The 15865-nt window shown below is 71.6% G+C and carries 15 protein-coding genes; 9 read left to right on the forward strand and 6 right to left on the reverse strand.

Annotation, left to right across the window (positions count from 1 at the left end):
* Positions 1-7 precede the first annotated feature (7 nt).
* The 4 genes from KEC57_RS12530 to KEC57_RS12545 are packed head-to-tail and all read right to left on the reverse strand — an operon-like array spanning position 8 to position 3423.
* Positions 8-1291: a kynureninase gene (locus KEC57_RS12530; RefSeq protein WP_229384972.1), complete on the reverse strand. Its 1284-nt coding sequence runs from the start codon at positions 1289-1291 to the stop codon at positions 8-10.
* A complete protein-coding gene (locus tag KEC57_RS12535; RefSeq protein ID WP_229384973.1) occupies positions 1278-2261 on the reverse strand; it encodes an amidohydrolase family protein in 984 nt (327 codons plus the stop codon). Before KEC57_RS12535 ends, KEC57_RS12530 begins: the two co-directional genes overlap by 14 nt.
* Positions 2261-3115, reverse strand: a complete 855-nt coding sequence (kynA, locus tag KEC57_RS12540; RefSeq protein WP_229384974.1) for a tryptophan 2,3-dioxygenase — start codon at positions 3113-3115, stop codon at positions 2261-2263. Before kynA ends, KEC57_RS12535 begins: the two co-directional genes overlap by 1 nt.
* 50 nt (positions 3116-3165) lie before the next feature.
* The gene (locus tag KEC57_RS12545) at positions 3166-3423 is read right to left on the reverse strand and encodes a glutaredoxin family protein (RefSeq protein WP_229384975.1); all 258 of its coding nucleotides are present in this window, start codon (positions 3421-3423) and stop codon (positions 3166-3168) included.
* 95 nt (positions 3424-3518) lie between these two features.
* Between KEC57_RS12545 and KEC57_RS12550 the strand changes: the two genes are divergently transcribed.
* The gene (locus tag KEC57_RS12550) at positions 3519-4664 is read left to right on the forward strand and encodes a glycosyltransferase (RefSeq protein ID WP_229384976.1); all 1146 of its coding nucleotides are present in this window, start codon (positions 3519-3521) and stop codon (positions 4662-4664) included.
* A 28-nt stretch (positions 4665-4692) separates the two neighbouring features.
* On the opposite strand, the gene KEC57_RS12555 is transcribed toward KEC57_RS12550, so the two are convergent.
* Complete coding sequence (locus tag KEC57_RS12555) at positions 4693-5289, reverse strand: acyltransferase (RefSeq protein WP_229384977.1); 597 nt, start codon at positions 5287-5289, stop codon at positions 4693-4695.
* A 352-nt stretch (positions 5290-5641) separates the two neighbouring features.
* On the opposite strand from KEC57_RS12555, the gene KEC57_RS12560 reads away from it, so the two are divergent.
* The 8 genes from KEC57_RS12560 to KEC57_RS12595 all read left to right on the forward strand — a co-directional run bounded on the left by KEC57_RS12560 (position 5642) and on the right by KEC57_RS12595 (position 14636).
* Positions 5642-6751 carry a Gfo/Idh/MocA family protein gene (locus tag KEC57_RS12560; protein WP_229384978.1) on the forward strand — a complete coding sequence of 370 codons (1110 nt, stop codon included), beginning with the start codon at positions 5642-5644 and terminating at the stop codon, positions 6749-6751.
* Positions 6748-7743, forward strand: coding sequence for an NAD-dependent epimerase/dehydratase family protein (locus KEC57_RS12565; protein WP_229384979.1), 996 nt, complete (start codon positions 6748-6750; stop codon positions 7741-7743). The genes KEC57_RS12560 and KEC57_RS12565 overlap by 4 nt, the downstream gene beginning before the upstream one ends.
* Before the next feature lie 125 nt (positions 7744-7868).
* The gene (locus tag KEC57_RS12570) at positions 7869-8993 is read left to right on the forward strand and encodes a DegT/DnrJ/EryC1/StrS family aminotransferase (protein WP_229385262.1); all 1125 of its coding nucleotides are present in this window, start codon (positions 7869-7871) and stop codon (positions 8991-8993) included.
* Entirely contained in the window at positions 8990-9616 is a 627-nt protein-coding gene (locus KEC57_RS12575; RefSeq protein WP_229384980.1) for a NeuD/PglB/VioB family sugar acetyltransferase, read from the forward strand. The genes KEC57_RS12570 and KEC57_RS12575 overlap by 4 nt, the downstream gene beginning before the upstream one ends.
* Positions 9613-10749 carry a DegT/DnrJ/EryC1/StrS family aminotransferase gene (locus KEC57_RS12580; protein WP_229384981.1) on the forward strand — a complete coding sequence of 379 codons (1137 nt, stop codon included), beginning with the start codon at positions 9613-9615 and terminating at the stop codon, positions 10747-10749. The genes KEC57_RS12575 and KEC57_RS12580 overlap by 4 nt, the downstream gene beginning before the upstream one ends.
* Position 10750: 1 nt before the next feature.
* Positions 10751-12331 carry a lipopolysaccharide biosynthesis protein gene (locus KEC57_RS12585; protein ID WP_229384982.1) on the forward strand — a complete coding sequence of 527 codons (1581 nt, stop codon included), beginning with the start codon at positions 10751-10753 and terminating at the stop codon, positions 12329-12331.
* Complete coding sequence (locus KEC57_RS12590) at positions 12328-13416, forward strand: glycosyltransferase (RefSeq protein WP_229384983.1); 1089 nt, start codon at positions 12328-12330, stop codon at positions 13414-13416. The genes KEC57_RS12585 and KEC57_RS12590 overlap by 4 nt, the downstream gene beginning before the upstream one ends.
* An 11-nt stretch (positions 13417-13427) precedes the next feature.
* A complete protein-coding gene (locus KEC57_RS12595) occupies positions 13428-14636 on the forward strand; it encodes a glycosyltransferase family 4 protein (RefSeq protein ID WP_229384984.1) in 1209 nt (402 codons plus the stop codon).
* Here the strand turns inward: KEC57_RS12595 and KEC57_RS12600 are convergent.
* Positions 14608-15825, reverse strand: a complete 1218-nt coding sequence (locus tag KEC57_RS12600; protein WP_229384985.1) for a rhamnosyltransferase WsaF family glycosyltransferase — start codon at positions 15823-15825, stop codon at positions 14608-14610. The two genes, KEC57_RS12595 and KEC57_RS12600, sit on opposite strands and share 29 nt — an antisense overlap.
* Positions 15826-15865: the final 40 nt, after the last annotated feature.

The raw sequence follows: 15865 nt of genomic DNA on the forward strand, positions 1-15865 counted from the left end.
CGAGGGGTCAGCCTTCGGCGCGGACGGCGTCGGCGACGGCACGCAGGCCCGTGAGGGTCTCGGCGAAAGACGTCGACAGCGGGGAGAGCCCGATGCGCAGGCCGCCGGGGTCGCGGTAGTCGGGGATCACGTCGGCGGACCACAGCCGCGCCGTGACCGCCCGCATCGCCGGGTGCGACAGCGTGACGTGCCCTCCTCGCCGGGAGGGGTCGCGCGGCGAGGCGATCGTCACCCCGTGCGGCGCGAGCAGGGCATCCGAGACCCGCACCGCGAACTCGGTGAGCGCCACGGACTTCGCGCGGACGGCGGCGATTCCCGCCTCTTCGATGAGTGCGAGGGTGTCCTGCATCGCGAGCATGCCGACCACCGGCGGTGTTCCCGACAGGAAGCGGCGCATCCCGGTCGCGGGAACGTAGGACGGGCCCATCGCGAACACGTCGGCGGTGCCCATCCATCCCTGGATCGGCTGGGCGAGTCGGTCCTGCAGCCCGGCGGCGACGTACGCGAAGGCGGGCGAGCCGGGTCCGCCGTTGAGGTACTTGTACGTGCATCCGACGGCGACATCGAAGGCCCACGCATCCGCTTCGACCGGCACGGAACCTGCCGAGTGGCAGAGATCCCACACGATGAGCGCACCGGCGTCGTGCGCGATGCGCGTGAGGGAGGCGGCATCCGCGAGATATCCCGATCGGTACGCGACGTGCGACAGCAGCACGACGGCGGTCTCGGGTCCGACAGCCGCCTGCAGCGCCTCGGCGGTCACGCCGGTCGTCACGTCGACATCCAGCCATCGCAGACGCCCACCGCGCTCGCGGGCGATGCCCTCGACGAGGTAGCGGTCGGTCGGGAAGTTGTCGCGGTCGACCACGATCTCCACGCGGGCGGGATCCGCCGCGACGACCGCGTCGAACGCGGCCCGGACCATCTTGTAGAGCAGCACCGTCGTCGAGTCGCCGACGACGGTCTGCCCCGCGGCTGCGCCGATCGCGACCCTGCCGATCGTGTCGCCGATCGCGAACGGCAGCCGCATCCACGATTCGTCCCACCCGCGGATGAGGCGCCCGCCCCATTCGTCGGTCGCGAATCTCGCAAGCCGGTCGACGCTCGCGCGCGGCAGGCGCCCGAGCGAGTTGCCGTCGAAGTACACGAGCGATGTCTCGGCGCCCACGAAGAGGTCGCGGTATGCGCGGAGGGCGTCGGCGGCGTCGAGAGCGAGCGCGTCGCCGTCGAGCACGTCCGCTCCGGAGGCGACGTCCGCCGTGTCCGCACGGGCCGGGTCAGTGGTCGTCATGGATGAGCTCCTCGGCGGGCACGACGCACGCGCCCGCCAGCCATGCGGCCACTTCGTCGAGGGTCGTCGGCGCGGGCCCGGCGACGAACGTGCAGACACCCGTCGGCGCAACGCTCGAGGGCCACGGATCCGTCATGGCCACGATCAGCGCGGGCCCGCGCACGCCCGCACGGTGAAGGGCGGCCACCTCGGCCGGGTGGACGCCGACCGGCTGATCGCCGTTGCCGAGATCGGTGCCGTAGAGCACGCGTCCCCCGGCGGCGGCGAAGCCGGCGAGGTTGATACGCGCGTTCTCGGATGCCTCGTCGCCGGCGCCGTGGATGGCGAGCGTCGAGACCCACACCTGCCCCGCCGTCACCGCGTGCGCGGTGAGTTTGCGGCCGACGGCCTCGGTGAAGGGCGTGTGGGCGAGTGCGTCGATTCCGGCGTCGAGGGCCAGCTGCGCCATCCCCTCGCCTTCGACGTGCGCGACGACGGGCAGCCCTCGCTCGCGCGCGCTCGAGACCACCGCGGCGAGCGTGTCGGGGTCGAAGACGGGTCCGTCGACGCGGTTCAGCGACACCTTGATGACGGATGCCCCGAACGAGGCCTGCTCGTCGACGGCGGTCGCCGCGCCGCCGGGCACACCGGGGTGCGTCGAGGCGTTGCTGATCTCGCGTGCGATCTCGGCGGGCGCCCACGACCGGCCGACGGGGTATCCGCCCACCGCAGTGAGGAAGGCGCCGGCATATGCCACTCGCGGAATGCCGTGATGATCGCGCTGCGCCAGGGCGACGGGGTCGCCGCCCAGGTCGACGACTCCGGCGATGCCCCCGGCGGCGAGAGGACCCTCGTCGATCAGGTGCAGATGCACGTGGTGGTCGATGAAGGGAGGCAGCGACACCCCCTGCTCGCCGGTGATGGCGCGTCGGCAGAGCGCGGCGTCGGGGCCGAGCAGGGCGCGCAGCGCGAAGGGGTCGTGGCCGTTCATCACAGCTCCGTTCGTACGGCGTACAGCTCGGGAAAGAAGGTGAGCTCGAGCGCTCGACGCAGGAACGACGCGCCGCTGGATCCGCCGGTGCCGCTCTTGAGTCCGATGATGCGCTCGACGGTCTTCAGGTGGCGGAATCGCCACAGCTGGAAGTTGTCCTCCAGATCGACGAGCTCTTCGCATGCCTCGTACGCCGCCCAGTGCTTCTGCGGGTCCGTGTAGATCTCGACGAAGACGGGCAGGAGCTCGGGGGTGAACGTCCACGCCAGGGTCACGTCGCGCTCGAGCACATCGGCGGGTATCGGGTAGCCCGAGCGCGCCAGCATCCGCAGGAACTCGTCGTACAGGCTGGGCGCCTCGAGTGCCTGGCGCACCAGCTCCTGCGAGGCGGGATCGGCCTCGAATACGCGCAGCATCGCCGCGTTCTTGTTGCCGAGAGTGAACTCCACCGCGCGGTACTGCGCCGACTGGAAACCGCTCGCGTTGCCGAGCACGCCGCGGAACTGCGCGTACTCGGCGGGAGTCAGCGTCGCCAGCACCGACCACTGCTCGGTCAGGGTCTTCTGGATGTGCTTGACCCGCGCGATGCACTTGAGCGCGCGAGCGAGCTCGTCTTCGCGCAGCAGCCGGCACGCCGCGCCCAGCTCGTGCAGGACGAGCTTCAGCCACAGCTCCGTGGTCTGGTGCTGCACGATGAACAGCAGTTCGTCGTGGTGCTCGGGATCGCTCAGCGGCCGCTGGGCCGACAGCAGCGTGCCGAGATCGAGATAGCCGCCGTAGCTCATGCGATCGGCGAAGTCCGTGACGACCGTGCCTTCGATCGTCCGGGTGTTCCGCTCGACGCCTTCGCTCACGGGCTCAGCCTAATCAGCGAGGGCGCCCGGCGCGCCTGTGCCGTGCGGTGTCAGATGAGCGAGAGCTCCCGCAGCTTGGACTCGACGGCGGCATTCGACGGTTCGACGTGGTGCGTGGCGTCGGGGTAGAGCACGACCGGGATGTTCGTGCGGCCCGAGATGTCGCGGGCGACATCGGCGGCCGCCGGGTCGGCGACGAGATCGACGTAGGTGTACGAGACGCCGAGGTCGTCGAGCTGGCGCTTGGTGCGGACGCAGTCGCGGCACCAGTCCGCGCCGAAGACGGTGAGGCTCGAGGGGGAGGTCATTCCTCCATTCTCGCCGAGGCATCCTGGGCGAGGGCCGGACGAGGCCCTGTCGCACTCGAACGATTGCATCCGTGCTCGTGGCAGGATGATCGGCAGTGCAACTGTCGATCATCGTCCCCACGTACAACGAGGCTCCGAACGTCGTGGAGCTCGTTCGTCGTGTCGTCGCGGCGACGGCCGGGATCGATGCCGAGATCGTCTTCGTCGACGACAGCTCCGACGACACCCCCGACGTGATCCGCGAGGCCGCGGCATCCGCACCTCTGCCTGTGCGCGTGATCCACCGCGACGCCCCCGTCGGCGGACTGGGCGGAGCCGTGCTCGAAGGATTCGCCGCCGCCGAGGCCGACGCGTGCCTCGTGATCGACGGCGACCTGCAGCACCCGCCCGAGAAGATCCCCGAGCTGTGGAGCCGCTTCTCACGCGGCGACGTCGATGTCGTGATCGCGTCGCGCTACGCGGGCGGCGGCACGGCGCACGGGCTGGCCGATCGCACGCGCGTGGTGGTGTCGAAGACGTCCACCGCGGTGACCCGGGCGATGTTCCCGGTGCGGCTGAAGGACGTCACCGACCCGATGACCGGGTTCTTCCTGATCGATCGGCGCAGCGTCGACGAGGCGGTCCTCAAACCCCGCGGGTTCAAGATCCTGCTGGAGATCCTCGCGCGACGACCGCTGCGGATCGCGGAGGTCCCGTTCGACTTCGCCGACCGCCACGCCGGAGAATCGAAGGCGTCGATGCGTCAGGGCATCCACTTCCTCACCCAGCTCACCGCGCTGCGCTTCGGCAAGATGTCGCTGTTCGCCGTCATCGGCGGGCTCGGCGCGGTCGCGAACGTCGCGATCGTGTGGGCGCTGACACAGCTCGGCGTCGACTACATCGTGGCCGCGATCATCGCCGCCGAGGTGACCATCATCGGCAACTTCCTGCTGCTGGAGCACTTCGTCTTCCACGACATGCGCCAGCACGCATCGAGCGGCTGGATGCGGTTCGCGAAGTCGTTCACCTTCAACAACGTCGAGGCCCTCATCCGCATCCCGATCATCGCGGTGATGGTCGAGTCATGGCACTTCTCCGCTGTCCTGGCGACGGCCATCACCCTGGTCTTCGCGTTCTTCGTCCGCTTCCTCTTCCACTCGCTCGTGGTCTACGCGCCACGCAAGGCGGGGGTGCAGCCGAGCCCGGCACGCCGGTTCGTCGAAGAGCTGGACGCGCAGGCGACCACGCCCGGCGAACTGTAGATCGAACGCACGGAGAGCTGCCGCCGCCTCACTGCTGCGCGGTGAGCACCTCTCCGTCCTCGCGGTATCGCGCGCCGGTCTGCGGGCAGACCCAGTCGTCGCCGTCGCGGCGGAGCGGCACGCCCGCGACTCCGACCCATCCGATGCGCCGGGCGGGCACCCCCGCGACCAGGGCATGGGGCGGGACGTCGGCGATGACGACGGCGCCGGCGGCGACGAGCGCCCAGGCGCCGATCGTGAGCGGTGCGACGCACACCGCGCGAGCCCCGATCGAGGCTCCATGCGCGATATGAACGCCCACGGCGACCCAGTCGTCGGCGGACTTCGGGGTTCCATCGGGATTCACGGCTCGAGGGAAGGTGTCGTTCGTCAGAACCACGGCCGGACCGATGAAGACCCCGGACTCGAGATGCGCGGGCTCGTACACGAGCGCGTGATTCTGAATCTTGCACGCGTCGCCCACGATCACCCCCGGACCGATGTACGCGCCACGTCCGACGATGCAGTCCGCCCCGATTCTGGCGTCTTCCCGCACCTGAGCGAGGTGCCAGATCCGCGTTCGGGCGCCGATCGCCGCGGTGGCCGAGACGTCGGCGCTGGGCTCGATGCGGGCGGACTCGGCCATGTCCCTCCTTCGGGAGCCGCGCGGACCATCCCCCCGGATTGAAAGGAGGGGTGTTGACGCGTCGAGCAAAGGATATAATGCCCGCGGGGATGGGTTTCGATGCGCCACCCGAATCGCGCAGCGAGGCCCTCATCGGCGGCGGACGTGGGGTCCGGTGTCGGCAGCAGCATGCCCCTCGGCGACCTGCCGTGGGGACTTGGGGATTCTCATGGGGAACGACGCCGTTTGCTCAGGCAGCCCCCGACGCCACGCGTCGAGGCTTCTGCTCCAACGCGCCCGGAGCGGGCGCCCGATCACTGCCGCGGCATCCGCCCGGCTCTCATCGATCCGCCGGGGCTGAACGGAAGCGGCGATGAGCGACCGGCTGAGCATCGGCGTGATCGGAGCGGGGTACTGGGGCCCCAACCTCGCGAGGAACTTCCGGGCGAGCCCGCAGTGGACGCTGGCCGCGATCTGCGACCTCGACGAGCAGCGCGCGCAGCGCGTCGCGGACGGCATCGGCGGCGTGGCGGTGACCACCCGCATGGACGACCTGCTGACGGATCCCGCCATCGACGCCGTCGCCATCGCGACCCCGGCCCGCACGCACCACGCGATCGTGTCCGCCGCGCTCGCCGCGGGCAAGCACGTCATCGTCGAGAAGCCGCTGGCCGACGACCGCGCGAAGGGCGCGGCGATGGTGCGGGCCGCCGCCGAACGCGGCCTCGTGCTGATGGCCGACCACACCTACTGCTACACCCCCGCGGTCCTGAAGATCCGCGAGCTGATCGAGGAGGGCTTCCTCGGGCGCATCCTCTTCGTCGACAGCGTGCGCATCAACCTCGGGCTCGTGCAGCCCGACATCGACGTGTTCTGGGACCTCGCCCCGCACGACCTGTCGATCATGGACTTCGTCCTGCCCGGCGGACTCGACGTCTCCAGCGTCTCGGCGCACGGCTCCGACCCCCTCCTCGCCGGGCGATCGTGCCTGGGACACCTCGTTCTCGAGCTGAGAGCAGGAGTGATGGCGCATGTGCACGTCAACTGGCTGAGCCCGACCAAGATCCGGCAGATGGTGATCGGCGGTACACGCCGCACTCTCGTCTGGGACGACCTGAACCCGCAGCAGCGCCTGAGCGTCTATGACCGCGGGATCGATCTGGACGCGCCCGCGGGCGGCAATGGCGCCGACCCGCGGGCGGCGCGCGTCTCGTACCGGCTCGGCGACACCTGGTCGCCGGCCCTGCCCGAGCGCGAGGCGCTCGCGGGTGTCGCGACCGAGTTCGCGGCGGCCATCGCCGAGCGGCGGGCACCGCGCACCGACGGCGCCGCGGGCCTGCGCGTGCTCTCGGTGCTGGAGGCGGCGACCCGCAGCGTGGCCGCTCACGGAGCGCCCTGCGCGATCCGATCCGAAGCGCCCGGATCCGAACCTGAACCCCAACCCACCGAACCCGATCCCACCGAGGAGTTCCAGCTCTCATGACCAGACTCGAAGGTGCTCAGGTGCTCGTGACCGGAGGCGCCGGAACGATCGGCTCGACGTTGGTCGACCAGCTGCTCGACGCGGGCGTCGCCCACATCGACGTGCTCGACGATCTGGTGCGCGGACGCCGCGCGAACCTGGCGGGGGCGTTCGCCTCGGGGCGGATCGCCCTCGTCGAAGGCGATATCCGAGACGCCCGTCTGGTCGACGAGCTGACGGCCGGCAAGGACGTCGTCTTCCATCAGGCGGCGATCCGGATCACGCAGTGCGCCGAGGAGCCGCGACTCGCCCTCGAGGTGCTCGTGGACGGCACGTTCAACGTCGTCGAATCGGCATCGCGCCACCGCGTGAAGAAGCTGGTCGCGGCATCCAGCGCCTCGGTCTACGGGATGGCGGAGGAGTTCCCGACCGGGGAGCGCCACCATCACGAGAACGACGACACGATCTACGGCGCGGCCAAGACGTTCGGCGAAGGACTCGTGCGCAGCTTCCGCGCGATGCAGGGACTCGACTACGTGCTGCTGCGCTACTTCAACGTGTACGGACCGCGTATGGACGTGCACGGCCTCTATACCGAGGTCCTCGTGCGGTGGATGGAGCGCATCGCCGACGGGATGCCTCCACTGATCTTCGGCGACGGACAGCAGACCATGGACTTCATCTGCGTACCCGACGTGGCGCGCGCGAACGTGCTCGCCGCGGCGAGCGATGTCGTCGAGGGAACGTACAACGTCGCGAGCGGCACCGAGACGAGCCTGCTCGAGCTCGCGGAGGCCCTGCTGCGCGTCACGGGCTCGAACCTCGGAGTCCAGCACGGTCCGGAGCGCGCGGTCAATGGCGTGGCCCGCCGGCTCGCCGATACCTCGGCGGCACGCCGCGACCTCGGCTTCGAGGCGAGCATCGACCTCGACGAGGGCCTTCGACGGCTCGTCGAATGGTGGCGACCGCTGCGCGCCGAGATCGCGGCCGGGCGTAAGCGGGTCGCGGCGTGAACGTGCCCGTGAACGTGGCGGAAGCCGAGGCCGTGAGCGCGCCCGAGGCCGAGGCCGTGAGCGCGCCCGAAGCCGAGGCCGTGAGCGCGCCCGAGGCCGAGGCCGCGGTGAAGCGGATCGACGTCATGGTCCCTTGGCTCGGTGTGGAGGAGGCCGAGGCGGTGGCGGAGACGATCGCCTCGGGCTGGATCGCGCAAGGCCCGCGGGTCGCCCGTTTCGAGCGGGAGTTCGCCGCCGCCGTGGCCGCGACGGATGCCGTCGCGACGTCGAGCTGCACGACGGCCCTGCACCTCGCCCTGGTCGTTGCGGGCATCGGCCCCGGCGACGACGTCGTCGTGCCGTCACTGTCGTTCATCGCGACGACGAGTGCGATCCGCTACGTGGGCGCCCGGCCGGTCTTCGCCGATGTCGACGCCGAGAGCGGCAACGTCTCGGCCGCCACCGTCGCGTCGGTGCTGACTGCGGCGACCCGAGCGGTGATCGCGGTCGATCAGGGCGGCGTCCCGGTCGATCTCGACGCGATCCGAGCGGTCACGGATCCGCGCGGGATCGTGGTGATCGAGGACGCGGCCTGTGCCGCGGGATCCACCTACCGGGGTCGCCCGGTCGGAGCGCGGGCCGAGGTCGCGGCGTGGTCGTTCCATCCGCGCAAGCTCCTCACCACGGGCGAGGGCGGCATGCTGACGACCCGGCACGAGGCCTGGGCGGCGCGGGCGCGGCGCCTGCGCGAGCACGGCATGAGCGTCTCGGCCGCCGATCGGCACCGCACGGTGCTCGCACCGCCCGAGGAGTACGGCGAGGTCGGCTTCAACTACCGGATGACCGACCTGCAGGCGGCCGTCGGGCTCGTGCAGCTGACGCGGCTGGGCGCGCTGATCGCGCGGCGCCGCGCGCTCGCCGCCCGCTATCAGGAGGCGATCGCGCGGATGCCGTGGCTGCGGGCCGTGGCGGATCCCGAGTACGGCGCCGGCAACTACCAGTCCTTCTGGATCGAGATTCTGGAGGAGTCCCCGCTCGACCGTGACGGCTATCTCGTCGCGCTCGCCGAGAGCGGCATCTCGGCGCGACGGGGGATCATGGCGGCGCACCGCCAGCCGCCGTATCGTGCTCTGGCGCCCGAGGGCAGCCTGCCGGTGACCGAGCGGCTGACCGATCGCACCCTGATCCTGCCGCTGTTCCACACCCTCGACGAGCGGGACCAGGATCGCGTCATCGCGGTGCTGCGGTATCCGGGCGGTGAGGGAGCATGAGTGGAGCATTGCTGCTCGTCGGGGCCGGCGGACTGGCCCGCGAAGTCCTCGCCGCCGGCATCACCTCGGTCACCGGCATCCTCGACGACGACGAGACGCGGCAGGGGACCGAGGTCGGCGGCGTTGCGGTGGTCGGCACGATCGCGGATGCCGCCCACCGGCCGGAGGCGCTGCTGGTGTGCATCGGCGACGGCGCGAGCAGGCGGCGCGTAGTGTCACGGCTTCGTGCCCTCGGCGTCCACGACGACCGATACGAGACGTTCGCCGCCCGTTCGGCGCGGATCGGCAGCACGAGTGACGTCGGCGCGGGGAGCATCCTCCTCGACGGGGTGGTCGTCACCGCCGACGCGCGCCTCGGTCGGCATGTCGTCGTCATGCCGCACTGCACGGTGACACACGACGGTGTCGTGGAGGACTTCGCGACGTTGGCCGCCGGGGTGTCGCTGGGCGGCGGAGTGCACATACGCAAGACGGCATACATCGGCATGAATGCCTCGGTGAGGCAGGGGATCGTGGTGGGCGCCCGTGCGACCGTCGGGATGGGCGCCGTCGTCCTCTCGGACGTGCCCGCTGGCGAGACGTGGGCGGGCGTCCCCGCCCGCCGGCTGGAGGCGCGAGCATGAGCGTGCGGGTGCCGTTCCTCGATCTCGCGGCGCAGAACGCCGAGGTCGCCGACGAGGTGCTCCCCGTGTGGCAGAGGCAGTTCGCCACGGCGGGGTTCGTCGGCGGGCCGGAGATCGACGCCTTCGAGCGCGAGTACGCCGCGTACATCGGCGTGGCGCACGTCGTCGCCCTCTCGAACGGCACCGATGCGCTCGAACTGGCGTACCGGGCGGCCGGCGTCCGGCCGGGCGACGAGGTCGTGATGCCCGCCAACACCTTCATCGCGACCGCCGAAGCCGCGTCGCGGATCGGAGCCGTCCCGGTGTTCGTCGATGTCGACGACGAGCACCTGCTCATCGATCCCGTGGCGGCCGACGCGGCCATCACCGACCGTACCCGCGCCGTCGTGCCGGTGCATCTGTTCGGCCAGACCGCCCCCGTGGAGCACCTCGCGCCGATCGCCGCACGCCACGGACTCGCCGTGATCGAGGATGCCGCGCAGGCCCAGGGCGCCCGCTCGCCCGCCGGGCGCGCCGGGTCTCTGGCGACGGTGGCGGCGACGAGCTTCTACCCGGGCAAGAATCTCGGCGCCGCCGGGGATGCGGGGGCGCTGCTCACCGGCGACGACGACATCGCCGACCTCGCGCGCCGCCTCTCGTGCCACGGCAGTGCCGCGAAGTACGTCCATGACCGCATCGGCATGAACGCGAGGATGGATGCCGTGCAGGCGGTCGTCCTGAGGGCGAAGCTGCGCAGGCTCGACGTCTGGAACGCCGCACGCCGGATGGCTGCCGCGCGATACGACGCGCTGCTCGCGGATGTCGACGGGGTGCGCATCCCTCGCGTCCGCGTCGGCAACGAGGACGTGTGGCACCTCTATGTGGTGCGGGTCGATGATCGCGACCGGGTGATGGCAGAGCTGGCCGAGGCCGGGATCGGCACCGGCATCCACTATCCGACGCCCGTCCCGTTCACCGCGGCCTACGCACCGCTGGGCGTGCGCACCGGTCAGTTCCCGGTGGCGGAACGGGCGGCGTCGCAGATGCTCTCGCTCCCGATGTTCCCCCATCTGACCGAAGCGCAGCAGCTCCGGGTCGTGGAAGTCCTCCGGTCCTGCGTACGCGCGCGCCGGCGCACCGAAGCGGCGGCATGAGATGACCACGCGGCGCGCCCCGCACGACAGCCCGCCCCCGCCGGGGCGCGCGGGGCGGGATGCGCCCGAGAGTGACACCGCCGGGAACGAGGGTCCGCTGGCTCGCCGCACCGCGACGAGCGTCGCGTGGATGACGCTGCAGACCTGGCTCTCGCGCCTCGGCGGCTTCGTGACCGTCGCCATCCTCGCGCGGCTTCTCACGCCGGCGGACTTCGGTCTGGTCGCCATCGCGTCGACCGTGCTTCCGCTCGTCTACCTGCTCGCCGACATGGGCCTGACGACCTATCTCGTCCAAGCCGATCGGCTCGATGCCCGCACCACCGCAACGGCATTCTGGTTCTCGGCGGCGGCAGGGCTCGTGCTCTCGGCGGCGCTGGTGCTGCTCGCCCCGGCGATCGCCGCGCTGTTCGGCACCGCAGCGGCGGCGCCGGTGATCGCGTGGACCGCACCGGCCGTGCTGATCGTGTCGCTGTCGGCGACTCCCGTGGCGCTGCTGCGCCGAGGGATGAGGTTCCGGGCCCTGTCGATGCAGACGGCCGTCGCGGCGATCATCGGCCAGATCCTCGCCCTCGTCCTCGCTTTCGGCGGGGCGGGCGTATGGGCGCTCGTCGCGCAGCTGCTCGCAATGCAGCTGGTATGTCTCGTCCTCGCGTGGGCGTCGGCGCACTGGCGTCCGTCGTTCGCGATCTCGGCGGCGGACATCCGCCGGATGTTCGGGTTCGGCTCGAAGGTCGTGACGGTCGATCTGCTCGCGATCGGCAGGCTCTGGATCGAGAACGCCGTCATCACCCGGATGCTGGGAGTCGCCGCGCTGGGAGCGTACGGGGTCGCGCAGCGGCTCGTGCAGACCGCTCGCGACCTCACCGGCTCGGCGATCACACCGGTCACGACCGTCGCGTTCGCGAAGGTGCGCGATGAGCCCGAACGGCTGCTCGGCGGCTACCGCCGGGCGGTCGGTCTGGCGTACGGCGTCGTCGCACCGGGCCTGGCCGTGCTGTTCGTGGGTGCGCCGCTCGTCGTTCCGCTGCTGCTCGGCCCGCAGTGGCAGGCGAGCATCGAGCCGGTGCGCGCGCTGGCGCTGGCAGGGCTCTTCGCCCTCGGCGCCTCGCTCGACCACGGGCTGCTCTACGGCATGGGCCGGCCGGGCGCATGGCTGGGCTACGCCGCCGTCGTCGAGGTCGCCACCCTGGCGGCGACCCTGCTGCTCGTCCCCCGCGGGATCGCGGCGATCGCGTGGGGCTTCGCCGCGGTGGCCGCCGCCGCGCTGTGCGGCCGCTGGTTCCTGACGGGGCGGGTTCTGCGCACGGGATGGTGGCGCATCGCCACGTTGTGGCTTCCGCAGATCCTCGCGTTCGCGCTCATGAGCGGAGTCGGCTTCGCCGTGCTGCTGTCGACGGTCCAGCTCCCGCCGCTCGTCGCGCTCGCCCTGGTCGCGCTCGCGGTGACGGGCGCGCACGCGGCCGGCTTGCGTCTGCTCATGCCGCCCACGTCTCGCGAGCTGTGGGGGTTCGTCGTGGACCGCGCCCGTCGCGGGCGTCGGTCGTCGCCGACCGCGAGCGGCACCCGAGGAGGGGAGGGATGATGCGCATCGGCACGCTCCCGCCCCGGCCGGCCGTCCCCGCCACCGTGCTCGTCGTGGTGCCCTGCTACAACTACGGCCGGTATCTGCGGGCGTGTGCCGACAGCATCCTGTCGCAAGAGGGTGTGGCGGTCGAGATGCTGATCATGGATGACGCGTCGACCGACGACAGCGCGGCGATCGCCGCCGAGATCGCGGCGGCCGACCCGCGGGTGCGCGTGGTCAGCCACCCTGTCAACCGCGGGCACATCCAGACCTATAACGAGGCGCTGCCGACGGCCACCTCGGACTACGTCGTGCTGCTGTCTGCCGACGATCTGCTCGCGCCCGGCGCGCTCGACCGGGCCACCCGCATCATGGCCGCCGATCGACGCATCGGGCTCGTCTACGGTCACCCGCAGGAGTTCTCGACGGCGCCCGTCACGCGCACCGTGCGCTTCGCGTCGCGGACGGCGTGGCGCGGGAGCCGGTGGATCGACCACCAGTTCGACCGCGGACTCAGCATCATCCACAGCCCCGAAGCGGTCGTCCGCACGAGCGTTCATCGCCAGGCCGGCTGGTACCGGCCCGAGCTGCCGCACTCGGGGGATCTGGAGCTCTGGCTGCGGATCGCCGCGGTCGCCGATGTCGCGCGGGTGAACGGACCCGACCAGGCCTACCGCCGCGTGCACGACGAGAGCATGATGCGCACCCGTTTCTCGGGGGCGCTGCGCGACCTCGTCGAACGACGGCGGGCGTACGAGTCCTTCCTCGACGGCGCCGCGTTGTCGCCCAGGCGCACCGCGCGCCTGCGGCGGCTGATGAACAGGCGTCTCGCGGCCGAGGCGTTCGGCTGGGCGTGCGCGATGACCGAGGAGCTCCAGCCCGGGCTCGCCGACGTCGTGGGTGCGGATGCAGCGGATGTCGTGGCCTTCGGCGAGTCGATCTACCCGGGGTTCCGGGGGCTGGCCGCGTGGCGGGAACTGGATGCCCGCTCCCGCGGCCCGGCGATGACGCGCGTCGACCGTGCGGGCGCGCGCGCGGGCGCGGCGCTGCGGGAACTGTCGGGACGTCTGCGCTGGCGGCGCTGGCGGTACCTGGGGTATTGAGGACATCGGCCATGGCTTTCGAAGGCGGAGTCGGACGCGACGCAGGGGTGCGGATCGCCGTCCTGCATGCGGGGGGCGACCCTCGCTCGAGCGAGCTGTGGTCGGGTACGCCGCGGGGCCTCATCGACGGGCTCGAGGCGTACGGATGCGCGGTGGTCGCCCTCCGTGCCCCTCGCGCGGGCCGTGTCACCAGGATCGCGGCGCACGGCACGGCGGCGGCCACGGGAAGCGCCGGCAGGTTCCGCGGCATCGTGGCCGACCGTGGCGCCATCGCCCGGCACGCTCGCACCCGGGGGTTCGCACGATCGCTCGTGGGGGCGGGACGCCTCGACGGTGTGGTCGTGATGGGGTCCGACGCCCTGGATGTCGGGGCACTGGTGACGGCGCAGCCTGCCCCGGTGATGACCTACGACGACTCGACGCTCGCCCAGATGTGGCGGCATCCGTCCTCCGATCCCCGCCTCATGCGCTTCCCTTCGCGCCGCGTCGAGGAGTGGATCGCGACGCAGCGGCGTTCGTCGCTCGCAGCATCCGGGGTTGCGGTGTGCAGCGAGTGGGCGGCCGACTCGTTCGTGCACGACTACGGGGTACCCCGAGAACGCGTGCACGTCGTCGGGATCGGACATCGTCCGCGGATCCTGCGCGAATCGCCGACTGCGGCAGCGGACCCGGCGTTCCTGTTCGTCGGGGTCGACTGGGAGCGCAAGAACGGCGCCGCGGTCGTGGGCGCGTTCCGTGCGGTGCGCGCGGCGCATCCCACGGCGACCCTGCACGTCGTCGGCGATCACCCGCAGTTCGCCGAGGCCGGCGTCGTCGGGCACGGGATGCTGCGGCGCGACGATCCCGGGCAGCAGCGCCTGCTCGATGAGCTCTATGCATCGAGCACGGCCTTCGTCCTGCCGAGTCGGTTCGAGCCGTTCGGGATCGTGTATCTCGAGGCCGCGTCGGCGGGACTGCCGATCGTCGCGACTCGGGAGGGCGGTGCTGCCGCGGTGCTCGGCGGCGGCGCCATCGCCGTCGACCCCGGCGACCGCGGGCAGATCGAGCGCGCGATGCAGACGCTCTGCGACCCCGTCGAAGCACGGCGTCGCGGCGGGTCGGCCCGCACCGCCGCTCGCGAATCGACGTGGGAGCACGTCGCTGAGCGCCTCGTCGACGCGATGCGGGTGGCGGCGGAGCGGGATGCCGGCATCAGCCGGTCGAGTGCGGGGAGGGGGTGATCGTATCCGCGAGAATCCGGACGACCTGCTGCTCGGTCTCGTGCCACGAGCGCCCGATCACCGACTGCGCGACCTCGGCCGCGTGAGCGTCGAGGTCGGGGCGCGCCACGGCGGCGACGAGCGCATCGGCGAGCGCGTGGGGTGTCGGCAGGGCCCAGGCGACGTGCGGGTTCGGCATGTCGGCGCGCGCGAGAGCGGAGTCGTTGACCACCGGAACGACTCCCGCCGCCAGCATCTCCTCGGCGACGAGCGAGATGTTCGTGAACGAGAGCGCGAGTCCCGCGGTGACGGTGCTGTACAGATCGTTCAGCTCGGACGGGGTGAGGTTGCCATGCGAGACGACGGGGAACGGCGCATCCGAGAGCGCATCGCCGTAGACGTGGATCGGCTCGGACGGAAGCCGTCCGTGGAACACCTCGAGGGCGCGCATCGCGAGCGTGAATCCGCGTCGGTCCGTTCCCTGCCGTGCGTAGAGCACCACGCCGCGGCGTCGCTGGCCGTGCTCCTGCAGAGCGTAGACCTCGGTGTCGCAGCCGAACGGGACCAGGTCGCTGCCGACTCCCGCCTCGTCGCGCAGGCAGTCGCGCACCATCTGGCCGAGGGCGATGTTGCGGAACCCGAACCGGTACGTGTCCTCGGCCAGCGCGTACTCGGCGCCGCGCGGAGAGAAGTACGGCTCGTAGTCCTGGATGAAATAGGCGCGCTGCCCCTCGCGGCCGCGCCGCGCGAGCACGTGGGCCGTCGGCCACGAGGTCGCCACCAGCGCGTCGAACCCGCGTATCTCGGGCGGGACCGGCCGGATGTCGGCCGACAGCCACGGCCACGACGTGCGGATCGTGTCGATGCGGTCTGCGAGGTCGCCGGCGTGACGGTCGTAGAGCAGCAGGGTGTTGCGCATGCCCGCGCGCTCGGCGGCCTGCATCATGCGGAACTGGGTGGTGTGCCCGCCCGACCCCGGGCCCGGGGGAATCGTCAGCCAGCCGATGCGGAGCGGGCGCCCCGGCGCTGCGGGCGGCGAGAACGGCGGGAGGCTCTGCGAGTCCGCGAGGTCATCGGGCAGCAGCGGGAACTCGAGTTCGCGTGCACCGAGAAGGTGCACGAGGCGCAGCGCCGCGAACTGTGCGAGGTAGCGCGGAGTGCGGTGCCGCACTCGCTCGATCAGTCCTCGTCGTCGCCTGCGAGGCGTCATCGCGATCGCCTCTCTCGAGAACCACGGGTTGCCACAGAGC

This window comes from Microbacterium allomyrinae (assembly GCF_020682705.1).
Taxonomy (GTDB): domain Bacteria; phylum Actinomycetota; class Actinomycetes; order Actinomycetales; family Microbacteriaceae; genus Microbacterium; species Microbacterium allomyrinae.

Bases quoted from the DNA above. Each gene is read 5' to 3' on its own strand.
- KEC57_RS12600 (WP_229384985.1), bottom strand. From the start codon at position 15,825: ATGACGCCTCGCAGGCGACGACGAGGACTGATCGAGCGAGTGCGGCAC.
- KEC57_RS12555 (WP_229384977.1), bottom strand. From the start codon at position 5,289: ATGGCCGAGTCCGCCCGCATCGAGCCCAGCGCCGACGTCTCGGCCACC.
- KEC57_RS12580 (WP_229384981.1), top strand. From the start codon at position 9,613: ATGAGCGTGCGGGTGCCGTTCCTCGATCTCGCGGCGCAGAACGCCGAG.
- KEC57_RS12575 (WP_229384980.1), top strand. From the start codon at position 8,990: ATGAGTGGAGCATTGCTGCTCGTCGGGGCCGGCGGACTGGCCCGCGAA.
- KEC57_RS12570 (WP_229385262.1), top strand. From the start codon at position 7,869: ATGGTCCCTTGGCTCGGTGTGGAGGAGGCCGAGGCGGTGGCGGAGACG.
- KEC57_RS12535 (WP_229384973.1), bottom strand. From the start codon at position 2,261: ATGAACGGCCACGACCCCTTCGCGCTGCGCGCCCTGCTCGGCCCCGAC.
- KEC57_RS12545 (WP_229384975.1), bottom strand. From the start codon at position 3,423: ATGACCTCCCCCTCGAGCCTCACCGTCTTCGGCGCGGACTGGTGCCGC.
- KEC57_RS12590 (WP_229384983.1), top strand. From the start codon at position 12,328: ATGATGCGCATCGGCACGCTCCCGCCCCGGCCGGCCGTCCCCGCCACC.
- KEC57_RS12595 (WP_229384984.1), top strand. From the start codon at position 13,428: ATGGCTTTCGAAGGCGGAGTCGGACGCGACGCAGGGGTGCGGATCGCC.
- KEC57_RS12565 (WP_229384979.1), top strand. From the start codon at position 6,748: ATGACCAGACTCGAAGGTGCTCAGGTGCTCGTGACCGGAGGCGCCGGA.
- KEC57_RS12560 (WP_229384978.1), top strand. From the start codon at position 5,642: ATGAGCGACCGGCTGAGCATCGGCGTGATCGGAGCGGGGTACTGGGGC.
- KEC57_RS12530 (WP_229384972.1), bottom strand. From the start codon at position 1,291: ATGACGACCACTGACCCGGCCCGTGCGGACACGGCGGACGTCGCCTCC.
- KEC57_RS12585 (WP_229384982.1), top strand. From the start codon at position 10,751: ATGACCACGCGGCGCGCCCCGCACGACAGCCCGCCCCCGCCGGGGCGC.